This is a genomic window from Streptomyces amakusaensis, assembly GCF_039532665.1.
Classification (GTDB): domain Bacteria; phylum Actinomycetota; class Actinomycetes; order Streptomycetales; family Streptomycetaceae; genus Streptomyces; species Streptomyces amakusaensis.
In genome coordinates, this window is sequence record NZ_BAAASB010000005.1 from 318,986 (window position 1) to 339,016 (window position 20,031).

The 20,031-nt window shown below is 72.1% G+C and carries 18 protein-coding genes; 11 read left to right on the top strand and 7 right to left on the bottom strand.

Going from position 1 to position 20,031, the window contains the following annotated elements; translation table 11 throughout:
- Positions 1-92: 92 nt before the first annotated feature.
- From ABD371_RS11350 to ABD371_RS11360, 3 genes are all read left to right on the top strand, one after another.
- Positions 93-1,031 carry a PAC2 family protein gene (locus tag ABD371_RS11350; RefSeq protein ID WP_344475481.1) on the top strand — a complete coding sequence of 313 codons (939 nt, stop codon included), beginning with the start codon at positions 93-95 and terminating at the stop codon, positions 1,029-1,031.
- Positions 1,032-1,081: 50 nt separating this feature from the next.
- The gene (gene coaE / locus ABD371_RS11355) at positions 1,082-1,681 is read left to right on the top strand and encodes a dephospho-CoA kinase (protein WP_344475483.1); all 600 of its coding nucleotides are present in this window, start codon (positions 1,082-1,084) and stop codon (positions 1,679-1,681) included.
- Positions 1,682-1,979: 298 nt separating this feature from the next.
- A complete protein-coding gene (locus ABD371_RS11360; protein WP_190124711.1) occupies positions 1,980-2,348 on the top strand; it encodes a tetratricopeptide repeat protein in 369 nt (122 codons plus the stop codon).
- 38 nt (positions 2,349-2,386) lie between these two features.
- On the opposite strand, the gene ABD371_RS11365 is transcribed toward ABD371_RS11360, so the two are convergent.
- On the bottom strand, positions 2,387-2,683 hold the full coding sequence (locus tag ABD371_RS11365) for a DUF6343 family protein (protein ID WP_344475486.1): 297 nt from the start codon (positions 2,681-2,683) through the stop codon (positions 2,387-2,389).
- Positions 2,684-2,815: 132 nt separating this feature from the next.
- Between ABD371_RS11365 and ABD371_RS11370 the strand changes: the two genes are divergently transcribed.
- From ABD371_RS11370 to ABD371_RS11390, 5 genes are all read left to right on the top strand, one after another.
- Entirely contained in the window at positions 2,816-3,499 is a 684-nt protein-coding gene (locus tag ABD371_RS11370) for a class I SAM-dependent methyltransferase (RefSeq protein WP_344475488.1), read from the top strand.
- Positions 3,500-3,635: 136 nt separating this feature from the next.
- Positions 3,636-4,649 (top strand): slipin family protein, encoded by a 1,014-nt coding sequence (locus tag ABD371_RS11375; protein WP_344475768.1) that lies wholly within the window; start codon positions 3,636-3,638, stop codon positions 4,647-4,649.
- A 147-nt stretch (positions 4,650-4,796) separates the two neighbouring features.
- Positions 4,797-7,703, top strand: coding sequence for a DEAD/DEAH box helicase (locus ABD371_RS11380; RefSeq protein WP_344475490.1), 2,907 nt, complete (start codon positions 4,797-4,799; stop codon positions 7,701-7,703).
- Positions 7,700-9,019 carry an SWIM zinc finger family protein gene (locus ABD371_RS11385; RefSeq protein WP_344475492.1) on the top strand — a complete coding sequence of 440 codons (1,320 nt, stop codon included), beginning with the start codon at positions 7,700-7,702 and terminating at the stop codon, positions 9,017-9,019. The genes ABD371_RS11380 and ABD371_RS11385 overlap by 4 nt, the downstream gene beginning before the upstream one ends.
- A 306-nt stretch (positions 9,020-9,325) precedes the next feature.
- On the top strand, positions 9,326-10,093 hold the full coding sequence (locus tag ABD371_RS11390; RefSeq protein WP_344475494.1) for a chaplin: 768 nt from the start codon (positions 9,326-9,328) through the stop codon (positions 10,091-10,093).
- 27 nt (positions 10,094-10,120) lie between these two features.
- On the opposite strand, the gene ABD371_RS11395 is transcribed toward ABD371_RS11390, so the two are convergent.
- The gene (locus ABD371_RS11395; protein WP_344475496.1) at positions 10,121-10,579 is read right to left on the bottom strand and encodes a hypothetical protein; all 459 of its coding nucleotides are present in this window, start codon (positions 10,577-10,579) and stop codon (positions 10,121-10,123) included.
- A gap of 501 nt (positions 10,580-11,080) precedes the next feature.
- Here ABD371_RS11395 and ABD371_RS11400 point away from each other — a divergent pair.
- Positions 11,081-11,515 (top strand): cupin domain-containing protein, encoded by a 435-nt coding sequence (locus tag ABD371_RS11400; RefSeq protein WP_344475498.1) that lies wholly within the window; start codon positions 11,081-11,083, stop codon positions 11,513-11,515.
- Here ABD371_RS11400 and ABD371_RS11405 read toward each other — a convergent pair.
- The 5 genes from ABD371_RS11405 to ABD371_RS11425 form a co-directional block, all read right to left on the bottom strand.
- Entirely contained in the window at positions 11,449-12,501 is a 1,053-nt protein-coding gene (locus tag ABD371_RS11405) for a carbohydrate kinase family protein (protein WP_381733523.1), read from the bottom strand. The two genes, ABD371_RS11400 and ABD371_RS11405, sit on opposite strands and share 67 nt — an antisense overlap.
- Entirely contained in the window at positions 12,498-13,400 is a 903-nt protein-coding gene (locus ABD371_RS11410) for a pseudouridine-5'-phosphate glycosidase (RefSeq protein WP_344475500.1), read from the bottom strand. The genes ABD371_RS11405 and ABD371_RS11410 overlap by 4 nt, the downstream gene beginning before the upstream one ends.
- A gap of 115 nt (positions 13,401-13,515) precedes the next feature.
- Positions 13,516-14,724, bottom strand: a complete 1,209-nt coding sequence (locus ABD371_RS11415) for an MFS transporter (protein ID WP_344475771.1) — start codon at positions 14,722-14,724, stop codon at positions 13,516-13,518.
- 232 nt (positions 14,725-14,956) lie between these two features.
- Positions 14,957-15,487: a methylated-DNA--[protein]-cysteine S-methyltransferase gene (locus ABD371_RS11420; protein ID WP_344475502.1), complete on the bottom strand. Its 531-nt coding sequence runs from the start codon at positions 15,485-15,487 to the stop codon at positions 14,957-14,959.
- A gap of 40 nt (positions 15,488-15,527) precedes the next feature.
- Positions 15,528-16,409, bottom strand: a complete 882-nt coding sequence (locus tag ABD371_RS11425; protein WP_381733526.1) for a glycerophosphodiester phosphodiesterase — start codon at positions 16,407-16,409, stop codon at positions 15,528-15,530.
- A 264-nt stretch (positions 16,410-16,673) separates the two neighbouring features.
- Here ABD371_RS11425 and ABD371_RS11430 point away from each other — a divergent pair, with 264 nt between their 5' ends.
- On the top strand, positions 16,674-17,621 hold the full coding sequence (locus ABD371_RS11430) for an MHYT domain-containing protein (protein WP_344475504.1): 948 nt from the start codon (positions 16,674-16,676) through the stop codon (positions 17,619-17,621).
- 123 nt (positions 17,622-17,744) lie between these two features.
- Complete coding sequence (gene uvrB, locus ABD371_RS11435) at positions 17,745-19,868, top strand: excinuclease ABC subunit UvrB (protein ID WP_344475506.1); 2,124 nt, start codon at positions 17,745-17,747, stop codon at positions 19,866-19,868.
- Positions 19,869-20,031 lie beyond the last annotated feature (163 nt).

The following is a 20,031-nucleotide window of genomic DNA, read 5'->3' on the forward strand; positions in this document are numbered from 1 at the left end:
TGAGCGTGTGGCCCCGAAGCTCGTACGGGAGAGGGGAATGCCTCTGTGTCACCGCGTGTTGTCGCCTGTGAACACGAGGAGGAGCGGTAATCGTGCTTGATCCGCAGGGATTGTACGAATGGGAGCCGAAGGGCCTCGCAGTCGTCGACATGGCGCTCGCGCAGGAGTCGGCAGGCCTGGTCATGCTGTACCACTTCGACGGATACATCGACGCGGGCGAGACCGGCGAGCAGATCGTCAGCAGTCTGCTCGACACGCTGCCGCATCAGGTGGTGGCCCGGTTCGACCACGACAGACTGGTCGACTACCGCGCCCGCCGCCCACTGCTGACCTTCAGACGCGACCGCTGGGCGTCGTACGAGACCCCGGGCATCGAGGTCCGTGTCGTCCAGGACGCCACCGGAGCGCCCTTCCTGCTGCTGTCGGGCCCGGAGCCCGACGTCGAGTGGGAGCGTTTCGCGGCGGCCGTCGCCGAGATCGTGGAGCGTCTCGGCGTCCGCCTCTCGGTGAACTTCCACGGCATCCCCATGGGCGTGCCGCACACCCGCCCGGTCGGCATCACCCCGCACGGCAACCGCACCGACCTCATGCCGGGGCACCGCAGCCCCTTCGACGAGGCACAGGTGCCGGGCAGCGCCGAATCGCTGGTCGAGTTCCGTCTGATGGAAGGGGGCCACGACGTCCTCGGAGTCGCCGCCCATGTGCCCCACTACGTGGCACGTTCCTCCTACCCGGACGCGGCGCTGACCGCGCTGGAGGCGGTCACGGCCGCGACCGGTCTCGTTCTCCCCGGCGTCGCGCACTCGCTGCGTACCGAGGCGCACCGCACACAGAATGAGATCGAGCGCCAGATCGGCGAGGGCGACGAGGAACTCGTCGGACTGGTGCAGGGGCTTGAGCACCAGTACGACGCCATGGCGGGGGCCGAGACCCGGGGCAGCCTGGTCGCGGAGCCGGTGGACCTGCCGTCCGCCGATGAGATCGGCCTGGAGTTCGAGCGATTCCTCGCCGAGCGCGAAGGCGATGCCTGACCCCGGGACCCGCCCTCTTCACGCCGGAGCCGGAGGCTAAGCTGCCGCTCATGCTGTCCGTAGGCCTGACCGGTGGAATCGGCGCCGGCAAGAGCGAAGTGTCCCGGCTGCTCCAGTCGTACGGAGCGGTCCTGATCGACGCCGACAGGATCGCCCGCGAGGTCGTCGAGCCCGGCACGCCAGGGCTCACGGCCGTCGTGGCACGCTTCGGGCCGGGCATCCTGGCCCCCGACGGCTCGCTGGACCGGCCCAAGCTGGGAGCCATCGTCTTCTCGGACCCGGCGCGGCTCGCCGAACTCAACGCGATCGTGCACCCGTTGGTCGGGGCGCGCTCGCAGGAGCTGGAGCGGTCGGCGGGGCCGGGCTCGGTCGTCGTCCATGACGTCCCGCTGCTGACGGAGAACGACCTCGCGAAACGGTACGACCTGGTCGTCGTCGTGGACGCCGACCCCCGGACCCAGTTGGAGCGGCTGGTCGAACGGCGCGGAATGACGGAGTCCGATGCCAGGGCCCGGATGGCCGCGCAGGCCACCAGGGAGCAGCGCCGCGCCATCGCCGATCTGATCATCGACAACGACGGTCCGCTGGAGAGTCTCGAACCCCAGGTCCGTGCTGTATGGGCGGAGCTGAGGCGGCGGGCGGCGGGATGACCGTTCGCCGCCCCGGCGCAGTGCGCCGGGGCGGCCGCCGGGTGTCAGACATCCGTCAAGCCACCGCCGGTCCGGGCCCCGCTGGTCGACGGCCACCAGCGGGCCGCCGTCGACCGGGGGTTCGTGATCGCGGGGCTGCTGCTCACCCTGATCGGGGCCGCGCTGGCGATCTCCGGAGGCTGAATCGGCCCCCGGCGGGCCGCTCGTCCGGGGCGTCTCGCGGCCCGGGCCGCGACCGGGTGGAATACCCCTGCCCGTACCTGTGTTGGAACCGTGCAGCGAGGGGAAGGATCGAGCCGTGCCCAAGAGCAACCCGGAGACACACGTCATCGACTTCCGCGCGGCCGAGCGGCTGCTCGCCGCGAAGGATCCGCGTGGTGCCGTGAAGCTGCTGGACTCGGTCATCGCGGCCCATCCGGAGAACACGGCTGCTCGGCTGCTGCGTGCCCGCGCCTTCTTCGCCGCGGCCCAGCTCCGTCCCGCGGAGCTGGAATTCGAGCTGGTCCTGGAGCGTGAACCGGACAACGCCTTCGCGCACTTCGCACTCGCCCGCACCTTCGAGCGGGCCGGCCGCCCCGAGCAGGCGCGGCGTCACTTCCGGCTGGCGGCCGCGCTGGACCCCAAGCCGGAGTATCTGCGGGCCGCCCGCTTCGACCCGGAGGCCTGACCCGGCACGGGGTGCCCCGGTCCGGGTCCGTGAGGGCCCTAGGCACCGGGCCGCGGCCCGGGCCGCCGGTGCGGCCGGTCCTCGTGGACCGGCTCGTACGGCGGGATGTCCCGGCCGGGCTGGTAGTGCGGCCCCTGCCGGATGTGCCGAACGACGATCACCAGATCCACGATCACGATCAGCAGCACCGCGCCGCACACCGCCGCCCAGCCCGGATAGCCCGCGAGAGCGAAGCCCACCGTCCCGGCCGTGCTCCAGATCAGCCCCCATACGCTCAGCCAGAACCGCATCCGCAGAGCACTGCGCGCGGTCACCGGCTCACTTCCTGTGCGCATGCGCGTCTCCTCCTCCCCTCCAGGATGCGACGGTGTCCGGAACCGGGCCTCGCCGGGGACGTTCCGTACTCGTACCGCCCTTCGGGGAACGGCGGCCCCGCGCCGCCCGTTCAACGGGACATGAGCGGACCGATGCGCGAAGGGCACCGGGGTACCGGGCCCGGAATCATCACTCCTGACGGTTGCGCGGTCGAGTTGTACGGCCGACTGCGTGTGGGCCCGGAGCCGGACATCATCGCGGCGGCCGTTCCGGCCGGGGCGACCATACTCGAACTGGGCAGCGGTGCGGGCCGGGTGACGCATCCACTGGTGGAGCGGGGGTTCGCCGTCACGGCGGTGGACGAGTCGCCGGAGATGCTGGAGAGAATCCGCGGCGCGCGGAGCACGGTGGCCGCCCCGATCGAGCGGCTCGCGCTGGAGGAGAAGTTCGACGTGGTGACGCTCGCGTCGTTCCTCATCCACACCAGCGATCCCGAGGTACGGCAGGGAATGCTCCGGACCTGCCGCAGTCATGTCAAGAAAGACGGATGCGTGCTGATCCAGCGCGAGCCGGCGGACCGGCACACCGGTCTGCCCAGTGAGCGCGTGGACCCGTCCGGATACACGGTGCGGATCGTGTCGTCCGACCCCGTGGGCGACGGAGTGTTCTCGGTGTACGTCGAGTACCTCTTCCCGGACGCCGTCTGGACGCAGACCTTTCTGTCCCGGTCGCTGAGCGAGGAGGCCTTCGCGCGGCATCTGGGCGAAGCGGGCCTGTCCGTGGACACGGTGCTGACCGACGACGGCACATGGGTGAGGGCGCGGCCGATGGCGTAGCGCGCGGTCGTCCCCGAGCGGCGGCCCGGGGAGGACCGGTCCCGCTGCCGCCGCTGTCGGTCGGACTCTGGCCTCACCCGCCATACCGGGCATACCGTGGTATTGGGTGTCCAGCTCGATCGAAGGGGGTGCCCTGATGCTCGAATTGCTGGTGATCTTGGCTGTGGCGCTGGCGTGCTGCGCCCTGGTGTATTCGGCGACGGCTGCCAGGGTGATCAAGCAGTACGAGCGGGGCGTGGTGTTCCGGCTGGGACGGCTCCACGGCGGGATCCGAGGCCCCGGGTTCACCATGATCCTTCCCGTCGTGGACCGGCTCCGCAAGGTCAATATGCAGATAGTGACGATGCCGGTGCCCGCCCAGGAAGGCATCACCCGGGACAACGTCACGGTCCGCGTCGACGCGGTGGTCTACTTCCGGGTGGTCGAGGCGGCGGACGCGATCATCGAGGTCGAGGACTACCGTTTCGCGGTCTCGCAGATGGCGCAGACATCGCTGCGCTCGATCATCGGCAAGAGCGACCTGGACGATCTGCTCTCCAACCGCGAGAAGCTCAATCAAGGACTGGAGCTGATGATCGACAGCCCGGCGATCGGCTGGGGAGTGCAGATCGACCGGGTGGAGATCAAGGATGTCTCGCTGCCCGAGGCCATGAAACGGTCGATGGCACGGCAGGCCGAGGCCGACCGTGAGCGCAGGGCCCGAGTGATCAACGCGGACGCGGAGCTTCAGGCGTCGAAGAAACTGGCCCAGGCGGCCGGGGTGATGTCACAGGAGCCGGCTGCGCTCCAACTGCGGCTGCTCCAGACCGTGGTCGCGGTCGCCGCCGAGAAGAACTCCACGCTGGTGCTGCCCTTCCCCGTGGAGCTGCTCCGCTTCCTGGAACGCGCCCAGCAGCCCGCACGGCCTCCACGGCCGCCGGACGGACGACTCCAGCGGCTCGACGTCCCCGGCACACCGGATCCGGATCCGGATCAGACCTCGGACCCGGCCTTGGATGCCTCCGAGACGGACGGGCCGAATCGTGCCCTGGACGCTCCCGAGGCGGAGGAGCGGGAGCGATCGGCCCCTGGCCTCGCACCCGCCTCCGGCGGCCGGGCGGAGGGGACGGGACGGCCGCGAAGCGATCGGCGACCGCCCCCGGCGGCGTAGAAAACCCGCCGGGCCCGCGCCCCGACGATCCGCCAGACAGCCCCCGACCAGGCAGAACACCGCCGAGCGTCGGCATTGTCAGACCCCACCCGTAGAGTCGTACCGCTCCAGTGGCCGGCAGACGAACGACGGATGGGAGGCGCCCGGATGACAGCGGAGACATCGCGTACACCGCACACCCGTGCGGCTGTCTTTCTGCCCGCGGCACTGCCGCGCGAGGGTCGGATCGCCTTCTGGGACCCGGACGGCGAGCCGTCGGACGACGCCACCGGCGAGATCACCGTCGTCCGCGGCACACCTTCGGGGCGGACCCCGGACACCGCCCCCGCCGGGGACATCACCAGCCACACCGTCCCGGCCCTGCTCCTCCCCGTCACCGAGGCCCTGCCGCTGCTGATGCGCGCCCGGCACCACCCGGCCGCGCATCCCGCCACGGCCTGCTGGGGCGCGGCGGCGCTGCACGCCGTCCATCTCGTGGCACGCGGCAGACTCCTGCCCGGACTGACGGCGACCGACCACGACGCCTGGCGCGCGGGCCCGCTGGACGCCGACGACATCGCCCAGCTGAGGGCGATCGCCGCCGCCATGCCGTACGAGGCGTACGCCACGCCCGTGGAGCCGGAGCCGGGCCAGGAGCAGGAGCAGGAGCGGCCGACAGTGCTTCTGCCCGACCCGGAGACGCTGGTACGGGCCTTCTTCGACGCGGTGGCCGACACCCTGCCCCGCACCCCCGCCGCGGCCCTGGCGGCAGGCCGCCCCTTCGCGGCGAGCGAGCCCCAGCGGCTGCCCGGGGCACGGGAATGGGCCGCCGAGGCGGCGGCGGGCATGGACGCCGGGGTGCGCGTCTCCCTGCGCCTGGACCTCTCGGCCTTCCAGCTCTTCGACACCGCCACGGCGGGAGAGGGGACCGAGGACGCGGCCAGGACCGCCGTGCGCGCCGCCGGCGCCGCCGTCGTCCAGGTGCACAGCCTCGCCGATCCGACGCTCGTCATCGACGCCGCCCGGCTGTGGTCCGGCGAGGGCGACGAGAGCTTCGGCCCGCGCGCCCGCATCGACGCGGTGCTCGCGCTGCGCCGCGCCGCCCGGGTCTGGCCGCCGCTCGCCGGGCTGCTGGAGCGCGATGTGCCCGATGTACTGCCCCTCGCCGAGGACGAGCTGTACGAGCTGCTGGGCCCCGGAGCCGCCCGGCTCGCCGCCGCCGGAGTCGTCGTCCACTGGCCCAGGGAGCTGGCGCGCTCGCTCTCCGCCACCGCGGTCGTCCACCAGCCCGCACCCGGCTCGGCCACCGACGGCACCCCCTTCTTCGACAGCGGGGAACTCCTCACGTTCAACTGGCGTCTCGCGCTCGACGGCGACCCGCTGACCGAGGGCGAGATGGACGCGCTGGCCGAGTCCCACCGCCCGATCGTCCGGCTGCGCGACCAGTGGGTGGTGATCGACCCCGATCTCGTGCGCAAGGCGCGCAAACGGGAGCTGGGCCTGCTCCAGCCGGTGGACGCGCTCGCGGTGGCGCTCTCCGGAACCGCCGAGGTCGACGGCGAGACGGTGGACGCCGTCCCCACCGGAGCCCTGGCGGTCCTGCGCGACCGGCTCGTCGAGGGAGCCGCCCCCGTCCCGGCCCCCGAGGGCCTCACCGCCACTCTGCGCGACTACCAGCTGCGCGGGCTGGCCTGGCTGGACCTGATGACCTCGCTGGGTCTCGGCGGCTGCCTCGCCGACGACATGGGCCTCGGCAAGACGGTCACCGTGATCGCGCTCCATCTCCACCGGAACCGCCCGGCCCCGACGCTCGTCGTCTGCCCCGCCTCCCTCCTCGGCAACTGGCAGCGCGAGATCAACCGCTTCGCGCCGTCCGTCCCGGTCCACCGCTTCCACGGCCTGGACCGGACACTGCCGGGAGCCGCCGACGGCGGCTTCGTGCTCACCACCTACGGCACGATGCGCACCAGCGCGGAGCGGCTCGCCGGGCAGAGCTGGGGCATGGTCGTCGCCGACGAGGCGCAGCACGTCAAGAATCCGTTCTCCGCCACGGCCAAGGCCCTGCGCACCATCCCCGCGCCGGCCAGGGTCGCGCTCACCGGCACCCCCGTGGAGAACAACCTCTCCGAACTCTGGGCCCTGCTCGACTGGACGACCCCGGGGCTGCTCGGCCCGCTCAAGGCGTTCCGCGCCCGGCACGCCCGGGTGGTGGAGCTGGGCGAGGACGAGGAGGCGGTCGAGCGGCTGTCCCGGCTGGTCCGGCCCTTTCTGCTGCGGCGCAGGAAGTCCGATCCGGGCATCGTCCCCGAGCTGCCGCCCAAGACCGAGTCCGACCATCCGGTCGCCCTCACCCGCGAGCAGACATCGCTGTACGAGGCGGTCGTACGGGAGATGATGGCCGCCATCGGAGGCGCGGAGGGCATCGCGCGCCGCGGACTGGTGATGAAGCTGCTGACCGACCTCAAGCAGATCTGCAACCACCCCGCGCAGTTCCTGAAGGAGTACGGCCGGACGGCGGCCGGCGGCACGGGCCTCCGGCTCGCCGGCCGCTCGGGCAAGCTCGCCCTCCTCGACGAACTGCTGGAGACCATCCTCGCCGAGGAGGGCTCGGTCCTGATCTTCACTCAGTACGTCTCCATGGCCCGGCTCCTGTCGGCCCATCTCACCTCCCGGGCGATCCCGTCCCAGCTTCTCCACGGAGGCACCCCGGTCGCGGAGCGCGAACGCATGGTGGACCGGTTCCAGTCCGGCGGAGCGCCGGTCTTCATCCTGTCCCTCAAAGCGGCGGGCACCGGACTGAACCTGACCAGGGCGGGCCATGTCGTCCACTACGACCGCTGGTGGAACCCCGCGGTCGAGGAACAGGCGACGGACCGTGCCTACCGCATCGGCCAGACCCAGCCCGTCCAGGTGCACCGGCTGATCGCGGAGGGCACCGTGGAGGACCGGATCGCCGAGATGCTCGCCGCCAAAAGGGCCCTGGCCGATGCCGTCCTCGGCTCGGGGGAGGCAGCGCTCACCGAGCTGACCGACCGTGAGCTGGCCGATCTCGTCTCCCTGCGGAGGCCCTCATGACACCCCGGGACCCCGGAGCCGAGCCCGCGGGGGCTCCGCCGCGCCCGCGGCGCGATGCCTCCCGGCGCGGCCGCCGCACCGGCTCCCCGGCCGCCCGTACCGATGACCGCCGTCGCACCTTCCCCGCCCTGGAGCCCCTCCCGCGCTCCGGTTCCGCTTCCAGCTGGTGGGGAAACGCGTGGGTGGAGGCGCTGGAGGAGACCGCTCTCGACCCCGCGAGACTCGCCCGCGGCAGGGCCTACGCGGGGCGCGGCCAGGTGGACGCGATCACCGTCACCCCCGGCCGGGTCACGGCGTACGTCCACGGCACCAGACCCCGCCCGTACCGCACGGAGATCCGTCTCCGCACGCTCTCCGACGACGACTGGGACGACTTCCTCGACGCCGCCGCGGCCCGCCCCGACCACATCGCCGCCCTGCTCGACAAGGACGTGCCCCACGCCCTCGTGGACACGGCGCGGCTGCTGCCGGAGGCCGGCGATCTGATCCCCGACTGCTCCTGCCCCGACGACGGCTACCCCTGCAAGCACGCCGCCGCGCTCTGCTACCAGACCGCGCGGCTGCTGGACGAGGATCCGTTCGTCCTCTTCCTGATGCGCGGCAGGGGCGAGCGCGAGATCCTGGCCGCCCTCGCCCACCGCAACGCCACCCGGTCGGCGGCCGAGCGGACCGCCGCCACCGCACCGCCGCCCACGATTCCGGCCCACGAGGCACTCGCCCCCCGCCGTCTCCCTGTTCTGCCGCCCCCGTTCCCGGCCCCCGCCCACCCGGGCCGGCCGCCCGCCTACCCCCACGCGGCGGCCGCGCCGGATCCGCTCGCCCTGGATCTCCTCGCCACCGAGGCGGCCACTCGCGCCCACGCGCTTCTCGCCACCGGCGTCGACCCCATCGCGGAACTCACCGTCTGGCAGGACGCGGTGCGGCTGGCCGCGGCCCACCCCGGCTCCGGGCTCACCGCCTCGACCCGCGCCCTCTACCGCGATCTCGCCGGAGCGACGGGCCGCACCCCCACCGATCTGGCCCGCGCCGTCGCCGCCTGGCGGCAGGGAGGCATGGCCGCCCTCGACGTACTGGAAGAGTCCTGGGATCCGCCCGCGGGCCCCTTCGACCGGGCGCGACCCGCCCTGACGGCCGCCGACTTCCCCGACTTCCGTCCCTGGCGCAACCATCTCTCCACCCGCTCGCTCCAGCTCCGCTTCGGCCGCGACGGACTCTGGTACGGATACGAGTCGGACACCGGACGCGAGGACTGGTGGCCCCGCGGCACACCGGACGCCGACCCGGTCGGAGCGCTCACCGCCCTCATCGGCAGATGACCGTCCCGTCTCGGCCGGAAACCGCTGCGGCGGTGACCGTGCCGCACGGAACCGCCGAGGACATGGCGGCCGAGACGAGTTTCAACGACTGGATCCGGCCATTCGCCTCTCGCCCTCCCGGAGACCGCCGGACTCCCGGGCGGATGGGCGGCCGTGAACGCGCGTACAGGTGTGCCAGGCGCGTTGGAGGCATTGAGCACTCGATGGAGTGAAAGAGGGCCTCCGCGTGGGCCGAAGGGGTGGTGGAACTCGTTGTCCGGAGTGCGGGCGGACAGCTCGCGCAGATCTCCGGAAAGCAGGAAACCCATGAGGCAACTTCACCGAAGGGGACTGGCCGCCGTGATGCTCACGGGTGGCGCGCTCGCGATGGCCGGTCAGGCACATGCCGACTCGGTCGCGAACGGCGGCACGGCCGGTTCCCCCGGAGTGATCGCGGGCAATGCGGTTCAAATCCCGGTGCACCTCCCGCTCAATGTGTGCGGGAACACGGTGAACGTCATCGCGCTGCTCAACCCGGCCTTCGGGAACACCTGCGAAAACATCTCACAGGGCGGCGGGAACGGCGGCAGTTCGAACGGCGGCGGAGCGATCGCCCAGGGCGGCGCGGCGGGCTCCCCGGGAGTCGTCTCCGGCAATGGCGTGCAGCTCCCGGTCGATGTGCCGGTCAATGCCACCGGCAACTCGGCCAATGTGGTCGGACTGCTCAACCCGGCCTTCGGGAACAGCTCGGCGAACATCTCCGAGCCGCCCCCGCTGCCCACGCCCGTGACCCCGCCGAAGCCGGTCACCCCGCCCGCGCCCGTCACGCCCCCGAAGCCCGTGACCCCGCCCAAGCCGGTCACCCCGCCGAAGCCCGTGACCCCCGCGAAGCCCGTGACCCCGGCCAAGCCGCAGGACCCGCCGTCCGTCACGCCGATCAACTCGGGCCCGTCACCGGCCTCCGGGCCGGCCAAGGTGCTCGCGGCCACCGGAGCGGGATCGATCGGCTACGCCGTTCCGGCGGGCGCGGCCCTGCTGCTGGGCGGTGTGGCGCTCTACCACCGGGGCCGTCGTATCCGGCGTGCCGAGGGCTGAGCCCCCGCAGTGCGGCGGCACCCGGGGTCATCTGACGCTCGGGGCCGCCGTCCCGATGAACTCCGACAGGGTCTCGCGCGCCTGCTCGGAACGCTGTGAACGATCGTCCTCGTCCGAGGCCTCGTGCATGCAGTTGGTCACTTCGAAGGCGGCGGAGGCCAGAGCCAGCGTCTGAGGCTCGTCGCACACCAACTGAACCCGGATCAGCGCCTGATGCGCGCTGGAGCGCAGCCGGTAGGAATCGATCCGGGCCTCTTCCGCCTCGGCGCTGCCGGGAGACCGCTGAGCCCGGTACCAGCGGTCGTTCTGACCGCGCCGATAGTCCACCAGGGCCCCCGCGAAGGCGCTGTACGCGGAGATCCGCTCCTGGCGCAGCTGTTCGGCGCGGGTGAGCACCGCGGTGCGCTCGGTCGTCCGGCGTTGGAACACATGGGTGACCACCGCGCCGAGCAGTGTGCCTATGACCGCGATGACGGCTGTCTCCATGGTGCTTACTTCCCAGGGGATTGAAGGGCTGAGCGGGCGGAAGCGCCGAGCCGCCCGCGATGCGCGGGAGCTCTGAGCGATCGTTCGGACGGGCGGACGGTCCTACCGGCTTGATCGCGTGGCGAGACCCATCAGATCATCGCAGTGGCGAAGTCCGTCAAGGCCATGGCGCACCCCAACCCGACGGTCGCCCGCCGAGGTTCCCGCCGGCCCGATCCGCCCCACCCGCTCTCCGTGCCCGTACCCGCCCGGACGCCGCGCGCGGGGGCGATCCCGCCGCGCGCCCTCCGTTTCCCGTGTGCCGATCCCGCCGCACGCTCTCCGTCTGGCCGGATCTCTTTCCGGCCGGTCGCGGCTTCGGTAGCGTGCCCGTCTTCGGCGGCAGGTCATCGGCGGGCGTTCGCAGGGGAACTCCCGCCCCATGCCGGAGAGTTGGAGGATTTCATGGGGCTCAAGAGCAGGCTGGGAAGAGCGGGGCGTCTGAGGCGCATATGGGGAGCGATGCTTCTGGCCGCCTGTCTCGGGCTGATAGCGACGGTACCGTCCGCCGCCAATGCCACCCCCGGAAGCGGCGTCACCGGCACGGTGCTCGCACAGGGCGTCTCGGAGAAGAAATTGAAGCTGAAGGCCAAGGGGCCCACCGAGGTCATCGTCCGGACGATCACCATCGACCCCGGCGGTTCCACCGGCTGGCACTACCACGACGGCCAGCTCCTCGTCCTCGTCCAGTCCGGGACGCTGACCCGGATTCTGGAGGACTGCTCGGTCGAGGTGACCCCGGCCGGCACGGCGTTCGTGGAGCCGGCCGGTCCGGAGCACCGGCACAACGGGCGGAACCTCGGGACCGAGCCGGTGGTGCTCTATCTGACCTATGTGCTGCCGAAGGGCAGCCCGCTCTCCGTGAACGTGGACGCACCGTCCTGCGCGGGGGAGTGACCGGCGTCCGGGGCGCGGCGGCCCCCGGCGGGCGGGACCGGCCTGCCGCCGGTCAGGACGACCGCCTCCGCACCCGCCCGGCAGCCTTCGGCCGCGGCGGCCACGGCGTCCCCGCCCGCGAGCCGGGCTGCCAGAAACGTCCCCGTGAAGGCGTCGCCCGCACCCGTCGAGTCCACCGGACGCACGGTGGGAGCGGTCACATGGACCGGCGGCGCACCGGACTCCGCCACCAGCGCACCGTCCGCGCCGAGGGTGACGACGACCAGCGGCACCCTTCGGCCGAGGGCGGCGGCCGCGTCGGCCGGATCGGACCGGCCGGTGAGAAGCCGTGCCTCGTCGGCGTTGGGCAACAGGACGTCCACCGCCTCGTACTCGGCCATCAGCCGGTCCGTGCCGAGGGCGTCGATGAATCCGGCGGAGGCGGGGTCGGCGCTCACCGGAACACCGCGCGCCCGTGCCGCCCGCGCGGCGAGCCGGGCCAGCGCATGGCCTCCGCCGGAGAAGAACAGATAGCCGGAGAGATGGAGATGACCCGCCCCGGCCAGCAGTGAGGGCGACCAGTCGGCGGGGCCGGAGCGGGCGGCGGCCCCGCCGTCGGCGAGAAAGGTGCGTTCGGCGGCGGCGTCGACCAGGGCGATGACGGTCGACGTCGGGGCCGCCTCGTCGACGACGAGCACCGGGCGCACCCCGGCCGCCCTCAGCCGCTCCTCGTGCCATCCGGCGTCCGCCGCGCCGACCCGCGCCAGGAGACGTACGTCCGCCGTCCCCCGGCGGGCGGCCCAGCAGGCCACATTGGCACCGGCTCCGCCGGGGAGGATCCGGATCCGGGCGGCGGTGTCGGTGCCCCGGACCGGCGGAGCGGTGTGCCGGGCGATCACATCGGTCACCACCTCACCGATGACGAGCAGCGCGGGCGGGCCTCCCTCCCGCCCCGCTCCGGCCTCGGCCCCTGTGGCCGAAACCCGTTTCGCGAACTCGCCGCTCACAGCGCGGCCGCGACCCGCGCCGCCAGGCGGGCGTTGCCGCGCACCGCCGCCACATTCGCCTCCAGTGAGGCTCCTCCGGTCCGCCGGGCCAGCGACTCCAGCAGGAACGGGGTCACGGACTGCCCGGTGATGCCCCGCTCGCGGCACTCGTCCAGCGCCTCGCCGAGCACCCGGTCGTGCAGCTCCGGGGCGAGCTGCTCCGACTCCGGCACCGGCCGGGCGACGATCAGCGCCGACTCCGGAGGGCCCAGCGCCTCCCGGGCGCGGATCATTTCGGCCACCTCCTCCGGGCTGTGCGCCGTCCAGTCCACGGACTCCCCGGACGAGGTCAGACAGAAGCCGGGGAAGCGGTCCGTCCGGTATCCGACGACTCCCACCCCCAGCGTCTCCAGGCGTTGCAGTGTCGCGGGGACGTCCAGGACCGACTTCACCCCCGCGCACACCACCGTGATCCCGGTCTCCGCCAGCACCCGGAGATCGGCCGACTCGTCCTGCTCATGGGTCCACTCCCGATGGACGCCGCCGATCCCGCCGGTCGCGAAGACCCGGATCCCGGCCCGTGCCGCCAGGAACGCGGTCGCCGACACGGTCGTCGCCCCGCTCACCCGCTGCGCCAGGGCGGGGGCGAGGTCCCGGCGGCCGAGTTTCCGTACGTCCTCGTCCTCGGCGATCCGCTCCAGCTGCCGTCTCTCCAGGCCGATGCGGACCCGGCCGTCGAGGACGGCGATCGTGGCGGGCACCGCGCCGTTGGACCGTACGCACCCCTCCAGCTCCAGCGCGACGGTCAGATTGCGGGGGCGTGGCAGACCATGGGCGATGATCGTCGACTCCAGGGCCACGACGGGGCGGTGCGCGGCGAGCGCCTCCCGTACTTCCTCGGACACCTCGGTGAGCGGCATGTCCCATCCTTGGCACGGCGGCGGGACGCCCAAACCCCGCTTCCCACGGCTGTGGCGGAGACCGATCGGCCCGGCCCGGGGGTGCGGCGGTTTCCTCGGGACGGGCCTCGCCGGGTCAGCCCACCGCCCGGCGGACCGTGAGCGCGGCCATCGGCAGCAGAAGCAGAGCACCGGCCAGATTGAGCCAGCCGTAACCCGCCTGGGCGACGATCAGTCCGGCCAGTACGCCGCCGACGCCCGCCGCCGTGTTCATGGCCAGGTCGGACAGGCCCTGCGCGGCGGCGCGGGCGGGCGGCGGCACCGAGTCGGTGAGCAGCGCCGAACCGGCCACCACCCCGGCCGACCAGCCGAGCCCCAGCAGAAACAGCCCGGCGGCGACCTGGGCATGGCTGGGCCCCGCCGTACCGGCGAGCAGCGCGGAGACCGAGAGCAGTCCCGCCGCGAGTCCGATCACGGCCAGTCGCCCGATCCGGTCCGCCAGCCATCCCATCAGTGGCGAGAACGCGTACATGCCGGCGATATGGCCGCTGATGACCAGGCCGATCAGCTCGATGCCCGCGCCGTGGTGGCTGAGCGCCAGCGGGGTCATCGACATGATCGCCACCATCGCGGCGTGCGACACGGCGAGGGCGACCACCGCGAGCCGGGCCATCGGCGACGCGCGCACGGCCCGTGCCCCGGCCCGCAGCGAGCGGCCCTCGGGGCGGTGGTCGCCGGGGGCCAGGGCGCGGGCGGTGATCAGCGGGTCGGGACGCAGCAGCAGCTGCACCACCGCGGCGGAGACCAGGAAGACCCCGGCCGCCCAGACGAACGGCCCCGCCTCCGCCGGAATGTCCGGGCCGGAGACGGTACGGCCGGCCGGAGCCGCGATATTGGGTCCGAGCACGGCACCGACGGTGGTCGCCCAGACGACCAGGGAGATCGCCTGACCACGCCGCTCGGGCACGGCGAGATCGGCGGCGGCGAACCGCGCCTGAAGGGTCGCCAGGGAACCGGCCCCGAACGCGGCCATGCCCGCGAGCAGCAGGGGAAAACTCTCGACGACGGCCCCGAACACCACCAGGGCCGCTCCCAGCGCCCCGATCAGATAGGCGAGCACCAGCCCGGGCCGCCGGCCGCGAGTGTTCATCACCGAGGCGAGCGGCACGCTGAGCAGGGCCGTGCCGGCGACCATCGCGGTGGGCGCGAGCCCGGACAGCCCCGCCGAACCGCTGACCCGCTCCGCCAGCACGGCGGCCAGCGCGATGCCGATCGCGACCCCCAGCCCGCCGAGGATCTGGCTCACCACGAGGACCGCGGTGATACGGCGTCGCAGCGCGGACAGTCCGTCCCCGGCCTCCGGCGTCCCGGCCGGGGCCGGGTCGGCCGGCCCCCGGGCCCGGGTCGAAGGGCCGTCCGTCTCGCGGGCGTCGGGTATTCCGGTCGGTTCAGATCTCGTGCTCACTCGCGCAGTCTGTCCCGGCCCGCGCCCCCGGGCCAAAGCGCTTTCCCCGATCCGCGCAGATCCCGTGCGCCCCGGGCGGGGCCGGCGCGACGGCGGGGAGGGCGGGGACGGCTCAGAACAGTGGCTCCGGAAGCACCCCTTCCAGCGCCAGCAGCTTCCGCTTGGTGTCCAGCCCACCGCTGAAGCCCCCCAGCTTTCCGCCCGTCTCCACCACGCGATGGCACGGCACCACCACCGGCAGGGGATTGGCGCCCATCGCCGCCCCCACGGCCTGTGCCGCGCCCGGCCGGCCCACCCGGGCCGCCAGATCGCCGTATCCCACCACGGTGCCGTACGGCACTCCGGCGGCCAGCTCCCGGAGCACCTCGCGGTTGAACCCGCCCGACAGCGACCAGTCGAGCGGCAGCGTGAAATCGCGCAGCTCGCCCTCGAAGTACGCCGCGAACTGGCGTATCGGCTCGGCGAGCGGGCCGGACGCGTCCCGTACGCCCTCGCCGCCGAGCCGCTCGGCGAGCCGGCGCAGCTCCCTGTCCCGGACGGCCGGTTCGGCGTGGAAGGCGACGGTGACCAGGCCCTTGCCGGTGGCGGCGAGAAGCAGCGGCCCGACATCCGCGGTCACGACGGTCCACACGAAGCTGTTCATGTGAACCACCGTACGACCGGGCACTGACAACACCCGCGGTTCAGCGCACGGCGTCGCGCACCACATCGGGTCGGTCGGTGATGATCCCGTCCACGCCGAACGCCTCGGCGCGCTCCGCGCCCGCCGCGTCGTTGACGGTCCAGACGTGTACCCGGAGCGGCTCGCCGTGCGCCCCCCTGAGCCGTTGCACCGCGGCCACGTAGTCGGCGGTGATCCTGGTGTGCGAGGGGTTGATCTGATCGGTGAACGCCGCGTACGAGGGCAGTTCCGCGACCGCCGGATTCCCCAGGAGGCCGGTGACGACGTCCGGGCGCTGCCGGTGCACGGCCCGCACGCTGTCCGCTCCGAAGCTCTGGACGACCAGTCCGCGCCGGGTGTGGGAGCGGTCGAGCCAGCCCTCCTCGCCCAGGGTCAGCAGGATGTCCCTCTCGATGCCCGGGTACAGCTCCGGGCGCTTGATCTCCAGCAGCAGCCGCTGGCCGTTGCGCTCGACCCGGCTCAGATACTCCCGGAGGGTCGGCACCCGGGCGCCGGCCCAGCGGGGGCCGAACCAGCCGCCCGCGTCCAGGGTGGCGATCTCGGCCGCGGTGAAGTCCCGGACCCGCCAGGGCGCGCGTCCCGGGAAGCGCTGTTCGGCATCGGTGGTGCGTGCCAGGGTCTCGTCGTGGACGACGACCAGCTCACCGTCGCGGGTGCGCTGGACGTCGGTCTCGACCCAGGCGAAGCCCATCCGGCCGGCGAGGTCGACGGCCGCGAGGGTGTTCTCGGGCGCGTAGCCGGACGCGCCCCGGTGGGCGATCACCAGCGGGGCGCTGTTCACCGCCGCGGCAGGCCGCTCGGAGGCCCGGGCGGCGGGGCCCGACAGCAGTGCGACGGTGGCTCCGAGAGCGGCGACGGCCGCCGCGAGAGGATGTGCGTGCACCATGACTCCTCGGGGCCTCTCGGCCGAAGATGTGGTGAGAGTGACATTTCTGATGAGTCGAATGCCTGCGAGAAGTGTCGCCAAAATATGCATAGATCACACCAGATCGCCTCAGGTGATGGTTTCTGTATAGATGGAGCGTCGGCCAAATCTTTGACAAATCGTGTGCAGGTCGTACTCTCGCCCACTGAACAGACGTTCCACCAGCGGTCAACGGTGTCACCGCCAGGGGACCGCAGGATCACGGGACGAAGGACGTACGGCATGCAAGGAACCCTCGACGGCTTCACCTACGGCCTTGTGACCCCGGTGGCGGCCTTTGTGATGGCGTGTCTGGGCGCGGCCCTCGGCCTCCGCTGCACCACGAGGTCGGTACGGACCACCGGTTCGTTCAAGCCCGGCTGGCTGGCCCTCGGCGCGATCTCGATCGGCTCGGGCATCTGGACGATGCACTTCATCGCCATGATGGGGTTCAGCATCAACGAGGCCCCCATCACCTACGACCGGCCGATCACCTTCGCCAGCCTCGGCGTCGCGATCGTCATGGTCGGCATCGGGATCTTCATCGTGGGCTACCGGGGCGCGACCATGATGGCGCTCGGCACCGGCGGCACCATCACGGGCCTCGGGGTCGCCTCCATGCACTACCTCGGCATGGCCGGAATGCGCTTCCAGGGCCGCGTCGAGTACAGCACCCCGATCGTCATCCTCTCCGTGGTGATCGCCGTCGTCGCCGCCACCGCCGCGCTCTGGGCGGCCGTCTCCATCCACGGCTTCCTCGCCAGCCTCGGCGCGAGCCTGGTGATGGGCGTCGCGGTGACCGGAATGCACTACACCGGCATGGCCTCGGTCAGCGTCCATCTGCACGGCACGGTCGGCTTCGGCAGCGGCGACTCGCCGACCAGCCTGCTCGCGCCGATGCTGCTCGGCCCCACCGTCTTCATGCTGCTCGCCGGAGTGGTGGTCATGTTCGACCCGCTGCTGGTGATGGGCGAGCCCGAGTGGGAGAAGACCGGCCACGCCACGCCCCCGCAGCCCGGCATCCCGGCCCAGCCGGGTCCCCTGTACGGACAGCAGCCCCAGGCGGCCCCGCTCTACGGACAGCAGGCCCCGCTGTACGGGCAGCAGCCAGGAGGCCACGGACAGCAGTCCGCGGACTGGTTCCCCGAGCCGCCCCCGCGCCGCGACCAGCCCTATTCCGACGGCTGGTAACCCCACCCCTCCCTCTCTGACCAGGCCCGATGCCAACCGGCAGCGGGCCTGGTCCGTGTCGGCGGCACGGCCTTCGAACCCGCGCGGCGCACGGTTGTCAGTGCGGGGTCGTACGGTGGTTCCATGCGGCCCGTTTCCAAGATCGAACGTACGGTGGCGCCTTTCGAGGTCGTCAGCTCCTACCAGCCCAGCGGTGATCAGCCCACGGCCATCGCCGACCTGGAGCGGCGCATCCGCGCGGGCGAGAAGGACGTGGTCCTGCTCGGCGCGACCGGCACCGGAAAGTCGGCGACCACCGCCTGGATGATCGAGAAGCTCCAGCGCCCCACCCTGGTCATGGCGCCGAACAAGACCCTGGCCGCGCAGCTGGCCAACGAGTTCCGCGAGCTGCTCCCCAACAACGCCGTCGAGTACTTCGTCTCGTACTACGACTACTACCAGCCCGAGGCGTACGTCCCGCAGTCCGACACCTACATCGAGAAGGACTCCTCGATCAACGAGGAGGTCGAGCGGCTGCGCCACTCCGCGACGAACTCCCTGCTGACCCGGCGCGATGTGATCGTGGTCGCCTCCGTCTCCTGCATCTACGGACTGGGCACCCCCCAGGAGTACGTCGACCGGATGGTGCCCCTCAAGGTCGGCGACGAGATCGACCGCGACCAGCTGCTGCGCCGCTTCGTCGACATCCAGTACACCCGCAACGACATGGCGTTCTCGCGCGGCACCTTCCGGGTCCGCGGCGACACCATCGAGATCTTCCCGGTCTACGAAGAGCTGGCCGTCCGCATCGAGATGTTCGGCGACGAGATCGAGGCCCTCTCCACCCTCCATCCCCTCACCGGCGAGATCCTGAGCGAGGACCGGTCGCTGTACGTCTTCCCCGCCAGCCATTACGTCGCGGGTCCGGAGCGCCTGGAGAAGGCGGTCAACGGCATCGAGGCGGAGCTGGAGCAGCGCCTGGCCGAGCTGGACAAGCAGGGCAAGCTCCTGGAGTCCCAGCGGCTGCGGATGCGCACCACGTACGACATCGAGATGATGCGGCAGATCGGCTCCTGCTCCGGCATCGAGAACTACTCCATGCACTTCGACGACCGCGACCCCGGCTCGCCCCCGAACACCCTCCTCGACTACTTCCCCGAGGACTTCCTGCTGGTCATCGACGAGTCCCATGTCACCGTCCCGCAGATCGGCGCGATGTACGAAGGTGACGCCTCGCGCAAGCGGACCCTGGTCGACCACGGCTTCCGGCTGCCGTCCGCACTCGACAACCGGCCGCTGAAGTGGGAGGAGTTCACCGAGAGGATCGGGCAGACGGTCTATCTGTCGGCCACCCCGGGGAAGTACGAGCTCTCCCGGGGCGACGGCTTCGTGGAGCAGATCATCCGCCCCACCGGCCTGGTCGACCCCGAGGTCGTCGTCAAGCCCACCGAGGGGCAGATCGACGACCTGGTGCACGAGATCCGGCTGCGCACCGAGAAGGACGAGCGGGTGCTCGTCACCACCCTCACCAAGAAGATGGCCGAGGATCTCACCGACTACTTCCTCGAGCTGGGCATCCAGGTCCGCTATCTCCACAGCGACGTCGACACCCTGCGCCGGATCGAGCTGCTGAGGGAGCTGCGCGCCGGCGAGTACGACGTCCTGGTCGGCATCAACCTGCTGCGAGAGGGCCTCGACCTGCCCGAGGTGTCCCTGGTGGCGATCCTCGACGCCGACAAGGAGGGGTTCCTCCGCTCGGGCACCTCCCTGATCCAGACCATCGGCCGTGCCGCGCGAAACGTCTCCGGCCAGGTCCATATGTACGCGGACAAGATCACCGCGGCGATGGAGAAGGCGATCGAGGAGACCAACCGCCGCCGCGAGAAGCAGATCGCCTACAACACGGAGAGGGGCATCGACCCCCAGCCGCTCCGTAAGAAGATCAACGACATCGTCGCCACCATCGCGCGCGAGGAGATCGACACCGAGGAGCTGCTCGGCACCGACTACCGCAAGCCGAAGGCGGAGAAGCCCGGCAAGGGCGGCAAGGCGCCGGTGCCCGCGCTGGGCGGAAAGGCCCGCCGGGGCGAGGGCGCCGAACCGACCGACCGCCCCGCCGCCGAGCTGGCCGCGATCATCGAGGAGATGACCGCGCGGATGCGGGCCGCCGCCGCAGACCTCCAGTTCGAGGTCGCCGCCCGCCTCCGGGACGAGGTCGGCGAGCTCAAGAAGGAACTGCGGCAGATGAAGGAGGCGGGCCTCGCCTGACGCCCTCCCCGGCGGGCGGCGGCACCTCGGCGAGGAAGGGGGCAGCGCGTGAAGGGCCGCACCTTCAGGACCTCGTCCCGTTGGTCCTGCCGCAGCTGTGGGCCGCCTCGGACGGCCGGCCCCGGGTGCGCCACGCGTGGCGGTATCGGCCCCCGCTGATGCC